This window comes from Lutibacter sp. TH_r2, assembly GCF_033101135.1.
Taxonomy (GTDB): Bacteria; Bacteroidota; Bacteroidia; order Flavobacteriales; family Flavobacteriaceae; genus Lutibacter.
Map to the genome: position 1 here is coordinate 351016 of NZ_JAWMPV010000001.1, position 20258 is coordinate 371273.

Consider the following 20258-nt stretch of genomic DNA (forward strand, 5'->3'; position numbering starts at 1 on the left):
TTCTATATTTTTTTAATGTCCTCCTATATTTCCTTCACCTAGCATTGTACCATAAGCCATAACTACAAATGATGTAATTAACACAACCAATGCTAAAATTAAAACCGTGTTTGTCTTTTTGGTTACTTGTTTCCATTCTTTCATTATAATACCAACTATGTAGCTAAAGAAAATTAACATAGACATATGAATTACCCAACTAGCAAAGCCAAAATTGCCCATATTTGTATGCCCTATTCCGTAAAAGAAAAACTGACCATACCATAAGGCTCCAGTTAAAATTGACATTCCAACATTTAAGCTATAAGCACTTACTCCGATTCCTTTTACATCAATTAATTGTTTTAAGGTTCCTCTTTTAAGACCAACAATTGTAAACCATATTAAGTTGGTAATAAATGCACCTCCCGTTGATAAAATTAACTTTGCATTTCCTTGAAATTGTCCCGCTCCATTTGCATCTGCTATTGCAGAAAGAGGTTCACCTACTTCCAAAGAAATTCCAAATACTGCAGATAATACACCTGCAATTAATGTTAAGGTTAACCCTTTTTTCATATTAAAAGTTAAAGGCTCTGCACCTTCAACTTTAATACCTTTTAAATCATTCTCTTTTTTATAACCGGCAACACCACAAATAACAATACCTACAAGAGCAAAAAACATTCCCAAGAAAACAACTTTTCCACCTGGAGCATTGAATTTTTCAACTAATTCTCCGTGCATAATTAAAGGTACAATGGTTCCTAATATTGCCGATATACCAATTGAAATAGTGTAGGTTAAAGAATAACCAATATGCCTAATTGCTAACCCAAAACACATCCCTCCAAATCCATATATAGAACCTAAAAGTGTAGCATTTATTAAAACAGAAGTATCTGCTTTTGCAAAAACATCCATTAAGTTTGGCACTGTTAAAAAACCTATGATAAATGGAAAAATAAACCAAGCAAATGATGCTTGCAATAACCAATAAGTATCCCAAGACCATTTTTTAACTTTTTGAAGTGGTAAATAACATGTTGAAGCTGCTACGCCTCCAACTGCGTGAATTAGCGTTCCTAATAATGGATTTGCCATATTTTATAGTGTATTAATTAATATGATATTTCATATGCAAAAATACATTTTATATATAAATCACTTTGAAAATATGAAGATTAATAGTATAACAAATGTTTTTTATCTTATAACATTCTTTAATTAGTTTGGGTTTTTAGAGTTTTAAATTCATAAAAAAAAAACAGTTCAAATAAAATACTATTTCTTAAAAAAGAGAATTCAATAGCTACTATTAAATCAATTGTTCAGTTTATGTCTAGGGTTAATATTAATTTATTTTATATGTAAAATGTATTTTTACAAGCGAACTATTAACTTCAACTTATTATTTTTAATTCAACACCAAAAAACTTATGTCCAAAAAAAATAATTACATTATAAGAATTGCCTTAATTGTTGCCCTAGGCGGGTTTTTACTCGGATTTGATGCTTCAGTAATTTCTGGAGTTCTTAATTTCATTAAAGTCGAATTCAATCTTTCAAAATTAGAAGTAGGTTGGGCCGTAAGCTGTATAACTCTAACTGCCGCAATAGGAATGATATTTGCCGGTCCATTAAGTGACAAATATGGTAGACGAAAAAATTTAAAAGTTGCCGCAGTTCTATTCACCATTTCCGCAGTAGGTTCAGCTTTAGCTGGTTCCTTTTTATGGCTAATCATTTTTAGATTAATTGGAGGTTTAGCAGTTGGTGCCGCATTAATTATTGCACCTATGTATATTGCTGAAGTTGCTCCTCCTAAAAAAAGAGGCCAATTAGTTTCATTTAATCAATTAAACATTGTAATTGGTATTTCAATTGCATTTTTTACAAACTACTTAATATTAAAATGGGGAAATTCAGATTCAAGTTTAGCTGCTTCAATTGGTTTAGGAAAATGGAATTGGAGATGGATGCTAGGGCTTGAATCCGTACCAGCAATATTTTATTTTCTTGGACTTTTTTCAGTACCTAGAAGTCCTCGTTGGTTAATGGTACAAAATAACAAAACAGAAGCGCTTGAAGTAATGAAAAAAGTTATTTCTGAAGAGGAAGCTACTATTCAAATTCAAGAAGTTGAAAAAAGTATTTCTGAAAATAAAAACAAAAAGAAAATAACGATTAGTGATTTATTCAAAAAATCGATGCGTAACGTAATTATTATAGGAATAATAGTTGGTGTTTTTCAACAAATTGTTGGTATTAACGCTGTTTTGTTTTATGCGCCTATGATATTTGAACAAACTGGTATTGGAACTGACGCTTCATTTATTCAAGCAGCATTAGTTGGTGTTACTAATTTAGGTTTTACAATAGTTGCCATGCTTACTATTGATAAATTTGGTAGAAGACCATTACTTATTATTGGTATGGCTGGAATTGCAGTTTGTCTTTTCTTATTAAGTTATGGATTTAACGACGCTACATACACCTTAAATAATGATGCAATTGTAAATCTACCTTCTGAAATTAATAAAAATCAATTAGCTTCAATACAAGACAAAGTATTTGATAACGATTTAGATTTTAAAGCCGCTTTATTAAATACATTAGGTGAAGAAAATGCTAGTATTCATGAAGGAACACTTGTAACTGCTTCAGCAAAAATGAATACGTTACTTATATTAATAGGAATTATAGGTTTTGTAGGTTTCTTTGCAATGTCTATTGGACCCGTAATGTGGGTATTATTTTCAGAATTATTTCCAAATAGAATTAGAGGTTTTGCTATAGCTTTTGTAGGCTTTATAAATTTAGGCGTTGGGTTTTTAGTTCAATTATTGTTTCCGCTAGAACTTTCTGTTTTAGGTAATGCAACAACATTTTTATTATTTGGAACTTTTGCTGTAATCGGTTTCCTTTTTATTTGGTTTAAAGTACCTGAAACTAAAGGAAAATCGCTAGAAGAATTAGAAGAATTGTTAATTAAATAAAACACCTATAAATGAAAAAAATAAATCTTGAAAAAAAAGAAAATAAATTTAACTATAAACAATATTTCCAAAAACAAAACTTAATGATTTCACTTATAATATCCTTAATTTTCATTAATTGTGGTAGTTCTTCAACTTCAGAAGAACCAATTCCAGATATAAATTATTCACCAACAGCTGTTAATAACACGCTTATTGTAGAAGAGAATAGCAGTGCTGGTACAGCAAATCAAATAAATGTTTCAGTAAATGACGATCTTGGCAAAGATGGAGGAGACAACGACAATTTTAGTTTAGTTTCTAATGCCGCTAATGGAATTGTTAGTGAAATTAGTGATGGTGTTTTTCAATATATTCCTAATGCTGATTATTTTGGAAATGATGAATTCACCTATAAAATTTCAGATGCAGATGGTGATTCCGATACAGCAATTGTTACCATTACAGTAAATAGCGTTGGTTTAACTGCTGAAGATTTTAACAATATAGATCCTAACTTTCCTTCATTTACATCTATAGATGATACTACTCCAGAAGATAAAAAATGGGTTAAATTAGAATCTATGTCCGATGAATTTGACTCATGGGATGGTAGCAAATGGTTTAAATCAACTTGGAATTATGGAGTTCCAGTTTTTATGACAACTGATGCTGAAAATTCAGGTGTTTCAGATGGTAAGTTATGGATTAAAGCAACATTAAATGAAAGTAATGCTGAAGAGAGATGGTTTCAAACCGCAAGAATTCATTCTAAAGCCGAAACCAGTTATCCAATGTACACAGAAGCTAGTATAAAAACAGCTCATATTTCTGCTTATAATACCTATTGGCTAAATAATGGAAATAGTACAGACCGTGATGAAATTGATATTATTGAAAACAATTCAAAACCATCTTGTGGTTGTCAACCTGATTTTCCAAATCAAATGAATTCACAGTATTTTCACGCTGATTCTAATCTAGATCCAGTTGTTATTAGAGATGAAGATAATTTCATAAACACTAACTTATCTGATGCAAATCCTCTAAAAGGCGTTAAATGGAATGAAGAATATCAAACATTTGGTGTTTGGTGGAAAGATTCTAAAAACATTCAATTTTACTTAAATGGTGAACCTGCAGGAAGCGTTATAGTAGGTCACGACAGATCAGGACAAACATATGAAGGTCGGGAATTTACTCGTGATTTAGAAATCATTTTTGATTTATGGACTAATGAAGCAAACTATTTAGGAGGACTTCCTCCAAAAACTGATTTAAATGATAACACTATTAATACCATGAGAATTGATTGGGTTAGAACTTGGAAACTAGAAGACAAATAATAAAACAGATTCATCTAAAAATATAGATTAATGAAAAATATTAGTCAAGACGAAAAGGAATACCTTAAAGGTGAAGGAGAGACTTCTAACGATAAAATTGTGTTAGATCTTTCCGGAAATAACTGGCAAATGGAAGGCATTCGACCTGATGAAGGCGTAAAAATAGGATTTCACGAATTAAATTTTGATATCACAGGAGATTCATTTAACTGGGGCTTTGCAAAAGTTCCTGGAGATGTTTATACCGATCTTTGGAGACAAGGTAGAATTGAAGATCCTCATTTTGGAAGAAATAGTTTAAAAGCAAAATGGGTTCCAGAAAATGAGTGGTGGTACAAACGCCAGTTTGATGTTCCAAAAGAAATGGAAGGAAAACGAATTCAACTAGTTTTTGATGGTGTAGATTTTGGATGTGACGTTTGGTTAAATGGTGAATTGCTGGGAACGCACGAAGGAATGTTTTCTCAATTTAAATTTGACGTTTCAAAAACGATTCGTTTTGAACGTTTACGTTTTGGAACAAACGTATTAATGATTCGCCTGCATCCTGCACCAAGACGATACAGTCAGGTTGCCGGTAGAAAACCAGCTTGGCACGGAGATTATTGGGTAGCCTTGCCTCCTACAGGAATTTGGAAACCTGTGTATTTAGAAGCAATGGGTAACATTACTATTGAAGATACCTATGTAAAACCAACTGTTTTATCTGAAAATTTAGCAAAATTAGATATTGAAATAGAACTTGAAAATCATAATTCAGCTAGTAATTCTGTAAATGTTGAAGTTGAAATTGAAGGAGAGAATTTCGAATCTAAAACATATACTGTAAACAAAGATATAAGTGTTAATGCTGGAAGCAACAAATTAGAATTAAGTATTGATATTGATGATGCAAAGTTATGGTGGCCTTGGGATTTAGGAGATCAAAATTTATACACTGCAAAAGTTATGGTTTCTGAAAAAGAAGGAGCCATTTTAGATACAACCTCAACTTCATTTGGAATTAGAGAAGTTAAAATGGTTCACAATCCTGGATTTACGTTAGATGAAGTTGAAAATCCTTGGACTGTAATGATCAACGAAAAACGTCACTTTATGCGTTCAGGAACTTGGGGCGGACCACCAGATATTTTTATGGGTCGTGCGCATCCAAGCAAGTATGTTGAATTAATTAGATTAGCGAAAGAAGCTAACTTTAATAACTTGCGTATTTTTGGTTGGCATCCAGAAGAAATTCCGTTATTCTATCAACTATGTAATGAAGCTGGTATTACTGTTTGGCAAGATGTATTGCCACTAGCTAGTTTATCATTACCTAAAGATCAAAAATTTAAAGATGACGTGTATGCTGAAGCAATTTCTTCAGTAAAAGCGCAACGTAACCATCCTTCAATTGTATTATTAGAAGGTTCGGAAGAATTATTTATGACCGCTTCTGACCCTCAACATAATTTGGAGTTTGTAAACGGATTGGGAGAAGCAATTAAACCATATACATCATTATATTTTATTCCTTCTTCTCCGTTAAGTGATGAAGTTGGATTAAATTTAGGTTTTAAACCAAAAGAAAGTTTCCACGCCAACGATTTATTTTATGGTGAAGGCGAATTTGTTATGGAAGATTATTTCCCTAGTTTAGATTACGCAGTAATTCCTGAATTGGCAATTTCTTCTTGTCCAAATATTGAAAGTATTGAAAAGTTTATTCCTGCTGATGAAATTTGGCCTCCTGGACCAAGTTGGGGACATCATTGGACAGATTTTGATGCGTTAAGAACTTTAAATTTTGAAGTTTCAGGAGATCAAAGTACAGATAGTTTAGAAAGTTTTGTAACCGCAACACAAGTAGCTCAAGGTGCTATTTTCCAATATGCTTTAGAACATTTCAGAACTAGAAAACCAAGAACTAGCGCTATTTGTATTTGTCATTATATCACGTTTGCTCCAGATATGAAATGGGGAATTGTAGATTATTACCAAGAGAAAAAATTATCTTTTGATTATGTGAAAAAAGCGTACCAGGCAGTCTTATTAACTATGAAACATTACGATAGACGCTGGTTACCAGGAGAGGAATTTAAAGGTGAATTATGGGTTGTAAATGATTATTACGAATCATATACTAACTGTAAGGCAAGTATCAAATTCTTGGATAACAACAAGAATGTTATCAAAAAAGAAACATTTGATTTTTCTGAAATAAAAGGAGATAGTTCTTCTAAATATGTAGACGTTTCTTGTAAAGTACCGGGTAAAATTGGTGATAAATTCTATGCTGAAATGACACTAGTTGACGCTGATGGAAACACTTTATCTGAAAACGATTATATGTTATTAGTAGCAGATAAAAAGAAAGATAGAGCTGAATTAAGAGCTATTGGGTTAGAAGCATTTGAAATTAAGCAAAAATATGGTTGGGCAAATTATTTTAGATATTTCCCAGGCTTAGGAGCGGAAGAAGGTCATTTAGAAGCAGATTCTAAAATGCCAATCGCCAGAGGTTTTGATAAAAAATAAGTATATAAAGGTACATCATGCTGAACTTGTTTCAGCATCTCATCTAACCATTAACAAAATGATGAAACCCTGAATTCAAAGAATCACGAATTCCTTATAGTAAAATAAGTGTTGAATGAGTAAATAAATTCAGGGTGACGCAATAATAAAAAAATAGACACTATGTTTAAATTTGAAAAAATAGATAGATTGGGGATGATCACTTTAGATAAATCCCCAGCTAACAGTTACGATATTCACTTTTTCAATGAATTTGAAACAATTTTAAATTCCATTGAAAATGATAAAGACATTGCAGTTGTGCTTTTAAAAAGTGCCATTCCAAAATTTTTCTGTGCAGGTGCGGATATCAAAGTATTTGCTAAAAACACTGTAGAGCAAAACAACGAAATGGTAGCAATGGCTAATAAAACAGCTACAGCTATTAGTTCAAGCAATAAAATTTATGTTGCTTTTTTAAACGGTCATACGTTAGGTGGTGGATTAGAATTGGCTTGTGCTTGCGATATCAGATTGGCTTCAAACAAAAAATTCTTAATCGGGTTACCCGAAGTTAAATTGGGTTTAATGCCAGGAAATGGTGGAATTCCAAGATTGGTAAATGCCGTAGGAACTTCATACGCATATGAAATGGTAGTTTCTGGAAATCCAATTAATTCTGAAGAAGCATTTAGAATTGGATTGGCTCACAAATTATACAACGAAGAAACTGCCGAAGAAGAAGCTTTAACTTATGCTACAAACCTTTCCAAAGGTCCAAAAAAGGCAATGGCAGCAATTAAGCAAACATTTGCTTTAGGTGTTGGAAAAAGCACATCAGATTTCCTTAAATTAGAGACTGAAATGGTTGAAACACTTTATGATACGTTTGACGCTAAAGAAGGATTTCAATCATTTGTAGAAAAAAGAGAACCTAAATTTGAATAAATAAACTTAACCAAATATGAATTCAACAACTATAAAACACTATTCCTGCTACATTAACGGAGAATGGTTAGATGATAATATAAGAGAAGTTATTGAAGTAGAAAACCCAGTTAATAATGAAGTGTACGCAACAGTTACTGCTTGTACAAAAGATGATGTTCAATATGCTTTAGAATCTTCTGAAAAAGCTCAAATTGCTTGGGGATTAACTCCTGCAAATACAAGAGCTCAACACATTATTGAAATTGCCAATAAATTAAAAGCTGAACGCGAACATTTCGCAAAACTTTTAGTTATGGAGCAAGGTAAAACATATCCTGAAGCTTTGGGTGAAGTTGATGATACTATTACCTATATGACCTATTCTGCAGAAGCTGCCAGAAGAATTCAAGGTGCAATTTTTCCTGCAGAACAACCAAATAAAAGATTGTCTATTTACAAAGTTCCTTATGGAGTAACTGTAGGTTTATGTGCATTTAATTATCCGCTAGCGTTGATTGGCCGTAAAATTGGTCCGGCTTTAGCAACTGGAAATACAATGATTATCAAGCCGCACGAATTAACACCTACAACTGCTTCAGAATTTTGTCGTTTAGTCGATGAATCTAGCTTACCAAAAGGTGTCATAAATATGGTTTCAACAAAAAATGCCGAAGCCGCTTCATTATTAGTTGAAAGTCCAATTACAAAATTAATTTCATTAACAGGAAGTACAAGAGCTGGTAGAGCAATGTACAGAGCTGCCGCTGAAAATATTACTGGATTAATTTTAGAATTAGGTGGTAAAGCGCCGTTTATTGTTTGTGAAGATGCAGATATTGACAAAGCTGTGGAAGCTGCTGTAATTTCACGTTATGCAAATTGTGGACAAGTATGTATTTGTAATGAAATGGTTTTTGTTGATGAAAAAATTGCCGATGAATTTACAGATAAAGTGGTAAAACGCACACAACAAATTAAGGTTGGAGATCCTTTTGCTGAAGGTATACATATGGGACCTAACGTTAGTAAATTTGGTTTAGACCGTGTTAATGCTTTAGTAAAACAAAATGTTTCTCAAGGTGCTGAATTATTGCTTGGTGGAGATATTCCTGATGGAGAATACTTCGAAAAAGGAAACTGGTACGCTCCTACTATTTTAGGAAATGTAAAAGGAGATGGTGCAACGGTAAGTCAAGAATTATTTGCGCCTGTTATGCCAATTGTAAAAGTGAATGGTTTTGATGAAGCTGTTGCTTTAGCTAATAACAGAGAAGAAGGACTTTCAGCATATTTATACACAAACGATTATAGATTGCATCAAAGAGCAATTGATTCTTTAGAAGTTGGTACAATATTTATCAATCAACAAATTATTGGAAATATTCAAGGTTATCATTCAGGTCATAAAACTTCTGGTAACGCTGGTGAAGATGGAGTTTTTGGAATTGATCATTACCTTCAAAAGAGAACCATTTATTTAAACTACGAATAAAATCAAGTTATGGGAATAGGAATATTTTGGGTCTTACTGGCCGCAATAATGCTCGGATTTTATGCGTACCCAAGTAAATTTGTAAAAAACTACGAAGTTGAAAATTTATGGAGTGGCTTTTGGCTATTAGCAATGTTTGTTGTTCCCATAATTTCAACTTTTGCATTAGTAGATGGACTTGGAGCAACCTATAAGCAAATTCCTACTTCAATTTTCTTATCCATATTCGGTTTAAGTATTTTATGGGGAATTGGTAATTTACTTTGGGGAATTAGCATTTCAAAAATTGGTATGGCTTTAGGTTTTTCACTATTAATTGGAGTTTCTACGTTATCAGGATCTTTGTTACCTTTTTTTATGGGTGGAGCTGATAAATTAACAACACCTGGCGGAATGTTTATTCTCGGCGGTATCTTTATAATTATGCTAGGAATTATTGCAAACGGTAAAGCTGGCTTATTACGTGAACAGCATGAAAATAGCACTACTAAAGAAACGTCTTCAAACAATAATACAATGCGAAATGGTATTATACTTTGTGTTATTGGAGGAATTTCAGCAGCAGGATTTAATTTAGCATATCACGTTGCAGATAACATTGGACATATTGGTCAAATTTCACAAGAACAATTTGGTAACGAATCTTGGGTAGCGCGTTTGGCAGTAATGCTTCCATCATTCATAGGAAGTGGAATTGCAATTATGATTTACTTTGGTTATCAACTTACCAAAAATAAAAGTTGGTCCAATTTCAACCATAAAAACAGTTCTAAAAACCTATTCTACCTTTTAATAATGGCTATAGTTTATTGCGCTTCTTTGATCATTTATGGATTGGGTGCTTACGAATTAGGTCCTTTAGGAACATCCGTAGGATTTGCAATTTTTCAAACAGGTTGTATTATGGTTGCTAATTTATTAGGAATCTTTTCTGGTGAATGGAAAAATGCCGGTTCAAAAAGTAAAAATTGGTTGTATAGTGGACTATCAATAATGACAATTGGAATTATACTAGTTGCTTTTGGTAATTCAATAGTTTAACTCTTATTTTTTAAGAACATTCCCAGTAAATTATGCTCTTAAAAAAATAACTAATAGATTTGTTTACATATTATGGCAGAAACAACTAAAGTAAAATATAATGCTCCCGCTCTAGATAAAGGTCTGGATATTATTGAATTCCTTTCAAAAGAAGGGATTCCACTATCTCAAGTAGAAATAGCTCAAGGCATTAATAAAACACCTAGTGAAATATACAGAATGTTAGTTTGTTTAGAACAACGTGGTTATTTAATACGTGGTTCAAATGCTGGGAAATATAGATTGTCATTAAAAATGTATAGTTTATCACATACACACACGCCTTTTGATGAGTTAAAACGTGTGGCTCATTACCCTATGCAAGCACTTTCTGAAAAAACAAGACAATCTTGCCATTTAAGTATTATGAATAATGATCAATTATTGATTATTTCACAAATGCGAAGTCCAAATGCAGTTTCACTATCTATTGAAGAAGGAACGCATTTCCCTTTATCTATGACTACTTCTGGAAGAGTTTTATTATCTATGTTTTCTAATGAAAAAAGGAAAAATATTTTAGCTAGAGATGTATACTTTAAAAAATGGAATAAAACAGAACAACAAAGTCTATTTAATTCTATAAATAAAGTAACTGAAATTGGATACCGTTCGGCAAAAAGTAAACTAACTAGTGGAATTACAGATATTGCTGTTCCTATTGGATTAAATAATTCAGAATTAACGGCAGTATTAGCAGTTTCTATTTTCTCTTCAAGTTTAGAAGAACTTGACATTAATAAAATTTTGGATGAGTTAAAAATAGCACAACAAAAAATAAACCAATTTATTGGTGGTTAAACTCTTTAACAAGCAATTTTCATAAAAAAGCCGAGTATAATATTATACTCGGCTTTTCTATTTTTTTGCATATAATTATTCAGAAACTATTTCTAAAATTTCTGATTCAATTTTGTCACTTTTAGCTGAAACTTTACTATTTCCTTTCTTTTTTGTTGACTGAATTAGAATTATAGCCTTACCGTTATGTGTTACAACTTTAGTTGCTTTATGAGGTTGTACATTCATTTCCCAACCATTATCAACTCCTAAATTTTTAACTTCACCATCTACAATAAATTCAATTTCTTGATCTTTATCTACAATTAAATTTCCTTTTTCATCTACTAATTTTGCAGTAATTATTGCCACATCATAACCATCTGCACTTAAGGTTGTTTTAGTCGATTCAATTTCAATTTTTGAAACTTTATCAGTTGTATTTAATAGGTATTCATCAACTTTTTCACCATTATTATAACCTACAACTTTCAATTCTCCACTTTTATAAGGAACCAACCATTTTAAAATATTGTCTGTTTTAGTAACATCAACTAATTTTTGTTTACCTAAAGAAATTCCATTTAAAAACAATTCAGCTTCTTCACAATTGGTATACGTTTGTACAACAATAGCTTCATCATTTTCATATTTCCATTTTGGGTATGTTTTATACCATTCCCATTTTCTTAACATTTTCCATACTGGAGGAGCTGAGTATTGCATATCAAATTTCCAACCTTCTTTTTCAGTAAAAGAAAATTCAGATTCTTTGGCTGGAGTTGTTACCATATACACTTTTGGTTCTGACTTCCATAAACATTCAAAAAAGTGACCTCTTGGAGTTTTAAATCCTGCATAATCGAAAAATGAAATATTTAAGCCTTTTCTTGGCCAAGGACCAGCTTCGCCTAAATAAGCAAAACCTGTCCAAGCAAATATTCCAGGAACAAACTCACGTTCTTTAACAGCTTTCCATTCACTATATGCTCCCCAGTTTTCTGTTCCTAAAATTTTTAAATTAGGAAATGCTTTGTGTGCAACATCATATTCTGAAGCTCTATAATTAAAACCATATACATCTACAGCTGTTCCATAACCACTTGTTAATCCAATAGAAGGCAAAACACTTCCGCAGGTTGTTGGTCTTGTAGTATCAACTTCTTTTACCCATTTTACAAGTTGATTTGCAGTTTTTGCTAGTAAATCTTCACCTTTTGAGTTTTTGTCAAATATTTCTTTAATATCATTAACGTTGTATGTAGGAACTAACTCATAACCTTGATCTCCTGATTTTTTATTAACCTCATTAAATGTTTTTGAATAATGTCCAAAAGTCCATTCAATTTCATTTCCAATACTCCACATAAATACTGAAGGGTGATTGAAATCTCTTTTTATTAAATCTTTTAAATCTCTTTCAGCCCATTCATTAAAATGAACAGGATAAGATTTTGCTATTTCTCCTTTCGCAGCATTATCACCAATATAAACTTTGTTTTTTCCTTTAGCGTTAAACCATTCATCAAAAGCTTCAGCCATTACCAAAATCCCTTTTTCATCACAAACTTCCATTAATTCAACAGAATGAGGATTATGAGCCATTCTAACGGCATTTACACCAATAGATTTTAATTTGTCTATTCTATATTCCCAAATACTTTTTGGCACTGCTGCACCAACTGCTCCAGCATCGTGATGTAGATTTACACCTTTAATTTTCACATTCTTTCCATTTAAAAAGAATCCTTTATTTGCATCAAAATTGAAAGATCTAATACCAAATTTTTCCGTTGTAACATCAACTAATTTTTCATTTTGAAAAACTTCTGTTTTTAAAGTATACAAATTAGGATTTTCAATTCCCCAAAGTTTTGGATTATCAACTGTTATTGTTGATTTATCCATTAATAATTTATCACTTTTAGAAGATAATTCAGCAACCTTTAGTCCTTCTTTATCAAGAATTGTATAGTTTAAGGTTACATTATTTAGATTGTTACTATTGCTATTTTCTAATTTTGTAACAACTAAAATTTCAGCAGATTCACTAGCTACTTTTGGTGTTGTAATTTGAGTTCCCCATTGTGCAACATGCAGCGGAGAAGTTTTAATTAATTGCACTTTTCTGTAAATTCCAGAACCTGTATACCAACGAGAATCGGCATAAGCAGTTCTATCTACTTTTACAGCAATTACATTGTTACCATTATAGTTTAAATGTTCAGTTAAGTTATATGAAAAAGAACTATATCCACTTGGTCTATCACCTAATAAATGTCCGTTAATCCAAACTTTTGAATTGTTGTAAACGCCATCAAATAGAATGTTTATTTGTTTACCTTTATCGTTAGCATTTAAGCTAAAATCTTTACGATACCAACCAATTCCTCCTTCAACAAAACCAGTACTTGCGGCAGTGTTTTCTTTGGTATAACCTTGTTCAATACTCCAATCGTGTGGGACATTTAATTTTTCCCAAGAACTATCATCAAATTCTGTTTGAAAAGCTTCGTTATTAACTCCTAAATTAAATTTCCAATCATAATTAAAATCTTCAATAATTCTAGTTTCTGTATTTTTCTGACTACAAGAAGTTAGAATTAGAAATGTAATTAATACATAAAATGTGTTTCTCATTTGGTTGTTTTTAAATAAATAGATATTTGGTTTTAAATTTTAATTATTGAATTTTAAGTTAGTAGTTGTTAAAATATTTTAGTGTGTCTTTAATATGTTCTTCCCAATAACTCCACTCGTGTTTTCCTTCAAATTCTTTATAAATATGTGGAATGTTTTCTGAAGTTAACTTTTGATGCAACTCTCTGTTGTGTTCAATTAATAAATCATCTTTACCACAATCAAATCTAATTGGTGGCAAACTATTTTTATTTTGAAGCATAATTTCAAAAACATCTTCGTCTATTGAATTTTCTTGATTGTAATTATCTTCATTTTCTTCAACAAACAAATGCATTTGATTTTTATTTGTAATTGAAGAATGACCTGAAATTGCTTTGTATTTTTCTGAATATTTTGCACCTAAACGCAAAGCACCATAACCTCCCATAGAAAGTCCTGAAATAAATAAATCTGATTTTTTACTAACACAATCTATATTTTCAATAACTGCGTGGTTTACATCATCTACAATCCAACTTTCAAAATTCTTATTGTTATGTGGTAAATAAGCAGAACCATCGCCCCACAAACCATCGGAAGGCATTGCTAAAACCATTGGTTTTATAATACCTTGTTTCATCATTTTTAACGCAGTAAAATGAACTCCAGCTTTATGCGCCCAAATCCAAGCACTCCCATATACTCCGTGAAGTAGCGTAACAATTGGTAAATCTTTTAAGTTTTCTCCTGGAGGAACAAATACACAAATATCGCCTCTACCCTTTAAGTTTAGAGTTTTTACGGTAATAAAACGAAGGTTATTACTTTCAAATTCAGGGTTCGAAATTTCTGTTGTTCTAAATTTTGATTTGTTCATTATTAAAAAACAATAACACCTTTTGCATTTTTACCTGTAAGCATATCATCAAAAGCTTGTTCTAAATCTTCAATTGGATATGTTCTGGTAATCATTTCATCTAACATAATTTCACCTTTATGGTAATGTTCTACAATTTTGGGAAAATCTTTTTGCGGATTGCATTTACCATACAAAGGATTGATATATTTTTTATCCCATTCAAACAAAGCCATATCAATTAAAACTTCTTGCTCAATTCCACTTACTTGAACTGCAGTTCCAGCATTTCTAACCATAGCTAATGGTGCTGCTCCTAGTTCTGGAATAGCAGTACACTCAAAAGCATAGTCGGCACCTCTTCCATCAGTCATTTCTTTTACCTTTTCAGCTGCATTTAGTAAGCCTTTATCATTTTTATCTGCTAAAATTGTGTGTGTTGCTCCAAATTCAACTGCCATATCTAACCTTTGTTGATTTACATCAATAGCAATAATTTTTGAAGCTTTTGAAACTTTAATTCCTTGAATAACATTTAATCCAACTCCTCCGGTACCTAAAACAACTGCTGAAGAATTTACTTCAACTTTAGCCGTGTTTACCGCAGATCCAAAACCTGTCATAACTCCACAGCTAATAATACTTGCAGAAGAATGATTCATATCTTGAATTGGGTTTTTAACAACCGCAGATTCTTTTACCAATGTATATTCTGAAATGGTTCCAATATTAAATGAACGTTCAATTGTATTTCCGTTCCAAGTTGTTCCCTCTTTATGTGCGTGACCTGGTGTATAACCATTTGCACCCGCAACAACTGGAGAATTATTTTCACAAATATGCTCGTTTTCGTGCTTGCATTGAAAACATTCACCACAAGGAGTTGCCCAATTTAAAATTACTGCATCACCAACTTTTACACTTTTTACATCTGCTCCAACTGCTTCAACAATACCCGAACCTTCATGTCCCATTACAATTGGTTTTCCCCAATTTAAAGAATCGTGATCTGTATGGCATAAACTAGCAGCTTTTATTGCAACAAGTACTTCATCTTCTTTTGGGTTTTGAACTTCTATTGTTTCAATAGAATAACTACCATCTCCTTTTGCAATTGCAGCTTTACATTTTATACTCATTTTTACTTATTTAGTTAGTCTTTTAAGAAACTAGTTGGTTTAATTACAATGCTAGTATCTCTTAATTTTATTTTATCAATTTCAGTTCTTCCTTTTATAAACCGGCCACCTAAAACGTAAGCTTTTCCATTATTAACGGCATCAACAGCTAATAACTCATCATCTTTAAAATACCAGACCGATTGGCATTTTTCATTATCTTCTTCAACACGCTGAATTACATCATTATACCCTTGAGAAAGTCCAACCATTTGCAACTTCACATTGTATTGATCTGACCAAAACCAAGGAATAGCATTGTATTTTACATCATTTCCACAAATAGTTGAAGCAGCAACTTTAGCTTGATCCACCGCATTTTGAACAGATTCTAATCTAATATATCTATTGTAATGCGAGTTGAAATGATACGTACAATCCCCTATTGCATAAATATTCTCGTCGCTGGTTTTTGTAGTTTCATCAACTTTAATTCCGTTTTCAATTACTAAACCAGTTTTTTGAGCTAATTCTAAATTGACTTTTATTCCAACTCCTACAACTATTAAATCAGCTATGTATGAAGTATTATCATCACAAATAACCTCATTTACACCTTCAGATTTTTTTATTGAAACAACATTTTTATTGGTTAATAAATCAACACCATTTTCTCCATGTAATTTACTAAAAAAGTCTGACATTTGAGGTGCGGTTACACGTTCTAAAACACGATTTTCTCTTTCAAGAACAATAACCTTTGCTCCTAACTTTTTTAATGAAGCAGCAGTTTCTAATCCAATATATCCACCACCAATAATTACAACTCGCTTTTCATTAGATTTTTTTATAGCATTTTGAATATTCACCGTATCAGCAAAAGTTCTCATTGGAAACAAATTGACTGCTGTTTCTATTCCTTTAATTGGAGGAATAAAAGGTCTTGCTCCAGTTGCAATAACCAATTTATCATAAAATTGAATTTCACCATTAGACAACGTAATTTCTTTAGAATCTTTATCTATTTTTGATACTGTTTCACCTAACCTTAAAGTGATATTTTCTGTTTGGTAATTTTGTTTTGGAAATAATAAATCTAATTCTGAATTATTTTCAACAGATAAATAAGCTTTAGATAACGGAGGCCTGTGGTAAGGTATTTCAGGGTCACTATCGAACAATATAATTTCACCTCTCCAACCTTCTCTTCGTAATGAAAAAGCAAAATTTACTCCAGCGTGGCTAGCACCAATTACTACACAAGTTTTATTAGACATTAATTTGCTACTTTTAAAACAATTCCGTCTAAATTTTCAGTTACTTTCATTTGGCAAGATAAACGACTGTGGTCACTTACTTTTTCATCAAACTCTAGCATGTCACTTTCCATTGTGTTAGGAGCTCCAACTTTATCCCAGTGCTCTGGTTCCACATGAACGTGACAAGTTGCACAAGAACATACTCCTCCACAGTTACCATCAATTCCTTTTATTTTATTTTGAACTGCCAACTCCATTACATTTCCTGCTGTTCCTTCAACAGTTATAGTTTCATTACCTTGAGTTACAAATGTTATTTTTGCCATTTTATTTTGATTTTTTTTAGTTTTAGTAATATCTTTTATTCTAGTTAAATTTCATTTTAATACTATTGAAACCAACTTTTCGTTTAAGGTCTCCGAGCGTTTCAATATTTTCATCAGCTTCCAAAATTTCAATTGAATTCACTTTTTTAATTAGTGTTTGAATTAATACTTTTAAAATTTGACGAGCATGTGTAGCTCCTAAACAATTGTGCGTTCCAAACCCAAATGCCACATGTGGATTCATTTTTCTATCTAAAACCACTTCATTTGCATTTTCAAAAACTGTTTCATCTCTATTTGCAGAAGCCCAGTTTAAAGATATTCTGGTATCTGCCTTAACAGCGTGCTCACAAACCTGTGTATCTTCAGTTGCAACGCGTCCCATATGCGTTAAAGGTGAGAAATAACGAACCAATTCTTCTATTGCAAAGTTTAAAATTTGAGGTTCGTTTTTAATTTGTTCTAGTGATTTTGGATTTTCAGCAAAATATGCTATTGAATTTGTTACTGCATTAATAACGGTATCTCTTCCACCTGCAAATGTTAAAATTACAACACCTTTAATTTCTTCTCTAGTTAATTTTTCACCATTAACTTCTGCTTTTAATAATGTTGAATAAAAATCTTCACCTAAATTTTTTTCGTAATAATCTAATTGTTCATCTATATAATCGTATAAAATAGTAGCTTTTGAAGCGTCTAAAGCAGTTTCTTCGCTTCTAAATACGTGAGTTCCCCAAGAAATCCAAGTCTCTGATTCAGAAAAAGGCACATTAAATAATAAGGTTAATGCGCGAGATTGTAACACTAACGAGAAATCTTTAATCATCTCTACGCTATCTTTAGTTAAAGCTTCATCAACTACATCACCAATTATTTGTTCTAACTGCTCCGTATATTCTTCTTCTAAAGGTCTTTTAAACCAATCTTCAACAACTGCTCTATAAGCACCATGTTGAGGCGGATCTACTTCAAATGGAATTTGGCGAATGTCTCTGATATTAACTTCAGAAGGAACTACAATTCTTCCAGGTTCAGCACCAGATTGAAATGTTTTATGATTATGTGCGCATCTACGAACATCTTTATGACGTAAGACCATAGTTACAGGATCATTTTGGTCATCCATTTCGCCGTAACCTTTTTCTAGTCTCTCTTTTTCAAAAGGATCTGAAATTTTGCTATTCTTCATTATAATTGGTTTTGTAGTTTCTATTTTCAAAAATGAATATTCTTAATGAAAAAACTATAACCATTATTAGCTTTAAAGGTGCTTATTTTGATTAAAACATTAAAAATAGAAGATAATACAGTCAAAATAAGCAATAAAGACTATTTAATCTTTAATGCCTTACATACATTTTTTTTGCACGGTAAACACAGGTTTTATTTTTGCAAGTATCACAAATGTAACCAAGGTATTTTACATCTTTTCCAATACCCACAATTCCACTTACCGATTTTACAGGACTCATTAATGAAGTTTCACTTAAAGTTACATTGCAAAAGCCTTTTGGGAAAAAAGAAAATAAGTTTTGCTGATCTTTTACCAACCAATCGCAATAACCTGGACTGTATCTATTTGTTACTGAAAGGTTGTTTAAACTTACCATAGTTTTTAGTTTTTCATAAACTAAATCCATTGCTCCTTCTACAAGCATTGATCCGGTTGAATCTACAACATAGCTCATTACAATATCTCCTTCAGCATTAAATTTTTTACTCAATTTTTCAACCTCATATCCTGCAGTACAAGTAAATAATGCAGCGTATTCAGCATTTCTTAAAAATGAAGTAATCATTCTACCTGTTTCAAATATTTTATCTTCAACAGAAATAATTCCTTTTTTAGCAGAAAAATTGGTTACAGGTTTTATGGTAAATCCACCTTCAATATTTTTATTGTTTGAAAGCAATTCAATAGCAGTATCAATCATACTATTAAAAGGTTCTTCAGGTACTAGACCTAATCCCATAAACGAAGAAATCTCCTCTTTTTCCAGTTTTATTTCTGAAAAATCTATTTTATATGTAAATGTACCTTTCACTATATCATTTGTTTTTTTGAAATAATTCTCTCAATGTTTTTAAACTCATTTGTTCACCAAAAGCTATTATTTCACAGCTTCCTGTATAATTATCCAATGGAATAATTTCGAAATTATTATACGTTAAATGAAATAACTTAAACTGGTTATTTGCAACTCTCACAAAACCTTTTGCTCGAATACTAATAGCTGTCAATTCTTTTAAAAAAATGTTTAATTTTTCTTCTGAAATAATATCAGTTGTTCTATAAACAGCCGTTTTTATTTCTTCAGGTCGCGAATCTTCAGTTGTAATTGTTGGAATTTTAGTTACTTGATTTAACTTAACAGATTGCACATTGCAAAACTGTTGTTGCTCTATTTCTGCAAATGGATTTATTTCTTTTACTTTTTGAATTACATCTTCAATTTTAGTTTCATTAACCAAATCTATTTTATTCAATATTATTTTATCCGCAACTCTAACCTGATGTTTGGCTCGTTGTACAAAAACGGCACTTTTTTCAAAATTTAAGGCATCAACTACGCACCAAGCGCCAGCATAACGAACCTTATTACTTATTTCGTCTTTATTTAATAATTCGCAAATAGAAATTGGATCTGAAATTCCGGATGCTTCTAAATAAATAATTTCAGGATTGTATTCTTCAATTAATTTGGTAATGTTTTCTATGAAATTACTTAACAGGCAAACGCAAAAAACGGAGCCATTATTAATTTCAACAAGCTTAAAACCTTCATCATTAAGCTTTAACTCTTTTCCATCTACACCACTTGGTGCAAATTCGTTTTGGATGACAGCAATTCTTTTTCCTTTATGTAAAGAAAGTAGATTTTTAAGCAATGTTGTTTTACCACTGCCTAAAAATCCACTAATAAGAATTAAGTCTGCAATCATTCTTTTATTTATAAACGAACGTCACCCTGAACTTGATTCAGGGTCACATC

At 31.6% G+C, this 20258-nt stretch carries 16 protein-coding genes; 7 read left to right on the forward strand and 9 right to left on the reverse strand.

Going from position 1 to position 20258, the window contains the following annotated elements; all coding sequences use genetic code 11:
• Positions 1-12: 12 nt before the first annotated feature.
• Positions 13-1083: an L-rhamnose/proton symporter RhaT gene (locus R3X25_RS01455; protein ID WP_317671138.1), complete on the reverse strand. Its 1071-nt coding sequence runs from the start codon at positions 1081-1083 to the stop codon at positions 13-15.
• A gap of 335 nt (positions 1084-1418) precedes the next feature.
• On the opposite strand from R3X25_RS01455, the gene R3X25_RS01460 reads away from it, so the two are divergent.
• The 7 genes from R3X25_RS01460 to R3X25_RS01490 all read left to right on the forward strand — a co-directional run bounded on the left by R3X25_RS01460 (position 1419) and on the right by R3X25_RS01490 (position 11102).
• The gene (locus tag R3X25_RS01460; RefSeq protein ID WP_317671140.1) at positions 1419-2978 is read left to right on the forward strand and encodes a sugar porter family MFS transporter; all 1560 of its coding nucleotides are present in this window, start codon (positions 1419-1421) and stop codon (positions 2976-2978) included.
• A gap of 11 nt (positions 2979-2989) precedes the next feature.
• On the forward strand, positions 2990-4303 hold the full coding sequence (locus R3X25_RS01465) for an Ig-like domain-containing protein (RefSeq protein ID WP_317671142.1): 1314 nt from the start codon (positions 2990-2992) through the stop codon (positions 4301-4303).
• A 30-nt stretch (positions 4304-4333) separates the two neighbouring features.
• Positions 4334-6820, forward strand: a complete 2487-nt coding sequence (locus R3X25_RS01470; RefSeq protein WP_317671143.1) for a glycoside hydrolase family 2 protein — start codon at positions 4334-4336, stop codon at positions 6818-6820.
• 162 nt (positions 6821-6982) lie between these two features.
• Positions 6983-7747, forward strand: coding sequence for an enoyl-CoA hydratase/isomerase family protein (locus tag R3X25_RS01475; protein ID WP_317671145.1), 765 nt, complete (start codon positions 6983-6985; stop codon positions 7745-7747).
• A 16-nt stretch (positions 7748-7763) separates the two neighbouring features.
• Positions 7764-9221 (forward strand): aldehyde dehydrogenase family protein, encoded by a 1458-nt coding sequence (locus R3X25_RS01480; RefSeq protein WP_317671147.1) that lies wholly within the window; start codon positions 7764-7766, stop codon positions 9219-9221.
• A 9-nt stretch (positions 9222-9230) separates the two neighbouring features.
• A complete protein-coding gene (locus R3X25_RS01485) occupies positions 9231-10262 on the forward strand; it encodes an L-rhamnose/proton symporter RhaT (protein WP_317671149.1) in 1032 nt (343 codons plus the stop codon).
• A gap of 72 nt (positions 10263-10334) precedes the next feature.
• Complete coding sequence (locus R3X25_RS01490) at positions 10335-11102, forward strand: IclR family transcriptional regulator (protein WP_317671151.1); 768 nt, start codon at positions 10335-10337, stop codon at positions 11100-11102.
• A 75-nt stretch (positions 11103-11177) separates the two neighbouring features.
• On the opposite strand, the gene R3X25_RS01495 is transcribed toward R3X25_RS01490, so the two are convergent.
• From R3X25_RS01495 to R3X25_RS01530, 8 genes are all read right to left on the reverse strand, one after another.
• Complete coding sequence (locus R3X25_RS01495; protein ID WP_317671153.1) at positions 11178-13721, reverse strand: sugar-binding domain-containing protein; 2544 nt, start codon at positions 13719-13721, stop codon at positions 11178-11180.
• Positions 13722-13779: 58 nt separating this feature from the next.
• Positions 13780-14580 (reverse strand): alpha/beta hydrolase, encoded by an 801-nt coding sequence (locus R3X25_RS01500; RefSeq protein WP_317671155.1) that lies wholly within the window; start codon positions 14578-14580, stop codon positions 13780-13782.
• Between the two features lie 2 nt (positions 14581-14582).
• A complete protein-coding gene (locus R3X25_RS01505) occupies positions 14583-15698 on the reverse strand; it encodes a Zn-dependent alcohol dehydrogenase (protein WP_317671157.1) in 1116 nt (371 codons plus the stop codon).
• 14 nt (positions 15699-15712) lie between these two features.
• Entirely contained in the window at positions 15713-16954 is a 1242-nt protein-coding gene (locus R3X25_RS01510; protein WP_317671159.1) for an NAD(P)/FAD-dependent oxidoreductase, read from the reverse strand.
• The gene (locus tag R3X25_RS01515; RefSeq protein WP_317671161.1) at positions 16954-17262 is read right to left on the reverse strand and encodes a 2Fe-2S iron-sulfur cluster-binding protein; all 309 of its coding nucleotides are present in this window, start codon (positions 17260-17262) and stop codon (positions 16954-16956) included. The genes R3X25_RS01510 and R3X25_RS01515 overlap by 1 nt, the downstream gene beginning before the upstream one ends.
• Positions 17263-17302: 40 nt before the next feature.
• Positions 17303-18454 carry a cytochrome P450 gene (locus R3X25_RS01520; RefSeq protein ID WP_317671163.1) on the reverse strand — a complete coding sequence of 384 codons (1152 nt, stop codon included), beginning with the start codon at positions 18452-18454 and terminating at the stop codon, positions 17303-17305.
• A 151-nt stretch (positions 18455-18605) separates the two neighbouring features.
• Positions 18606-19310 carry a vitamin B12 dependent-methionine synthase activation domain-containing protein gene (locus R3X25_RS01525; RefSeq protein ID WP_317671165.1) on the reverse strand — a complete coding sequence of 235 codons (705 nt, stop codon included), beginning with the start codon at positions 19308-19310 and terminating at the stop codon, positions 18606-18608.
• 4 nt (positions 19311-19314) lie between these two features.
• The gene (locus R3X25_RS01530; RefSeq protein WP_317671167.1) at positions 19315-20208 is read right to left on the reverse strand and encodes a CobW family GTP-binding protein; all 894 of its coding nucleotides are present in this window, start codon (positions 20206-20208) and stop codon (positions 19315-19317) included.
• Between the last annotated feature and the right edge of the window lie 50 nt (positions 20209-20258).

What these genes read in the sequence shown, in the direction of transcription:
- R3X25_RS01455 (WP_317671138.1), bottom strand. Translation starts at nt 1,083, where the DNA reads ATGGCAAATCCATTATTAGGAACGCTAATTCACGCAGTTGGAGGCGTA.
- R3X25_RS01460 (WP_317671140.1), top strand. Translation starts at nt 1,419, where the DNA reads ATGTCCAAAAAAAATAATTACATTATAAGAATTGCCTTAATTGTTGCC.
- R3X25_RS01465 (WP_317671142.1), top strand. Translation starts at nt 2,990, where the DNA reads ATGAAAAAAATAAATCTTGAAAAAAAAGAAAATAAATTTAACTATAAA.
- R3X25_RS01470 (WP_317671143.1), top strand. Translation starts at nt 4,334, where the DNA reads ATGAAAAATATTAGTCAAGACGAAAAGGAATACCTTAAAGGTGAAGGA.
- R3X25_RS01475 (WP_317671145.1), top strand. Translation starts at nt 6,983, where the DNA reads ATGTTTAAATTTGAAAAAATAGATAGATTGGGGATGATCACTTTAGAT.
- R3X25_RS01480 (WP_317671147.1), top strand. Translation starts at nt 7,764, where the DNA reads ATGAATTCAACAACTATAAAACACTATTCCTGCTACATTAACGGAGAA.
- R3X25_RS01485 (WP_317671149.1), top strand. Translation starts at nt 9,231, where the DNA reads ATGGGAATAGGAATATTTTGGGTCTTACTGGCCGCAATAATGCTCGGA.
- R3X25_RS01490 (WP_317671151.1), top strand. Translation starts at nt 10,335, where the DNA reads ATGGCAGAAACAACTAAAGTAAAATATAATGCTCCCGCTCTAGATAAA.
- R3X25_RS01495 (WP_317671153.1), bottom strand. Translation starts at nt 13,721, where the DNA reads ATGAGAAACACATTTTATGTATTAATTACATTTCTAATTCTAACTTCT.
- R3X25_RS01500 (WP_317671155.1), bottom strand. Translation starts at nt 14,580, where the DNA reads ATGAACAAATCAAAATTTAGAACAACAGAAATTTCGAACCCTGAATTT.
- R3X25_RS01505 (WP_317671157.1), bottom strand. Translation starts at nt 15,698, where the DNA reads ATGAGTATAAAATGTAAAGCTGCAATTGCAAAAGGAGATGGTAGTTAT.
- R3X25_RS01510 (WP_317671159.1), bottom strand. Translation starts at nt 16,954, where the DNA reads ATGTCTAATAAAACTTGTGTAGTAATTGGTGCTAGCCACGCTGGAGTA.
- R3X25_RS01515 (WP_317671161.1), bottom strand. Translation starts at nt 17,262, where the DNA reads ATGGCAAAAATAACATTTGTAACTCAAGGTAATGAAACTATAACTGTT.
- R3X25_RS01520 (WP_317671163.1), bottom strand. Translation starts at nt 18,454, where the DNA reads ATGAAGAATAGCAAAATTTCAGATCCTTTTGAAAAAGAGAGACTAGAA.
- R3X25_RS01530 (WP_317671167.1), bottom strand. Translation starts at nt 20,208, where the DNA reads ATGATTGCAGACTTAATTCTTATTAGTGGATTTTTAGGCAGTGGTAAA.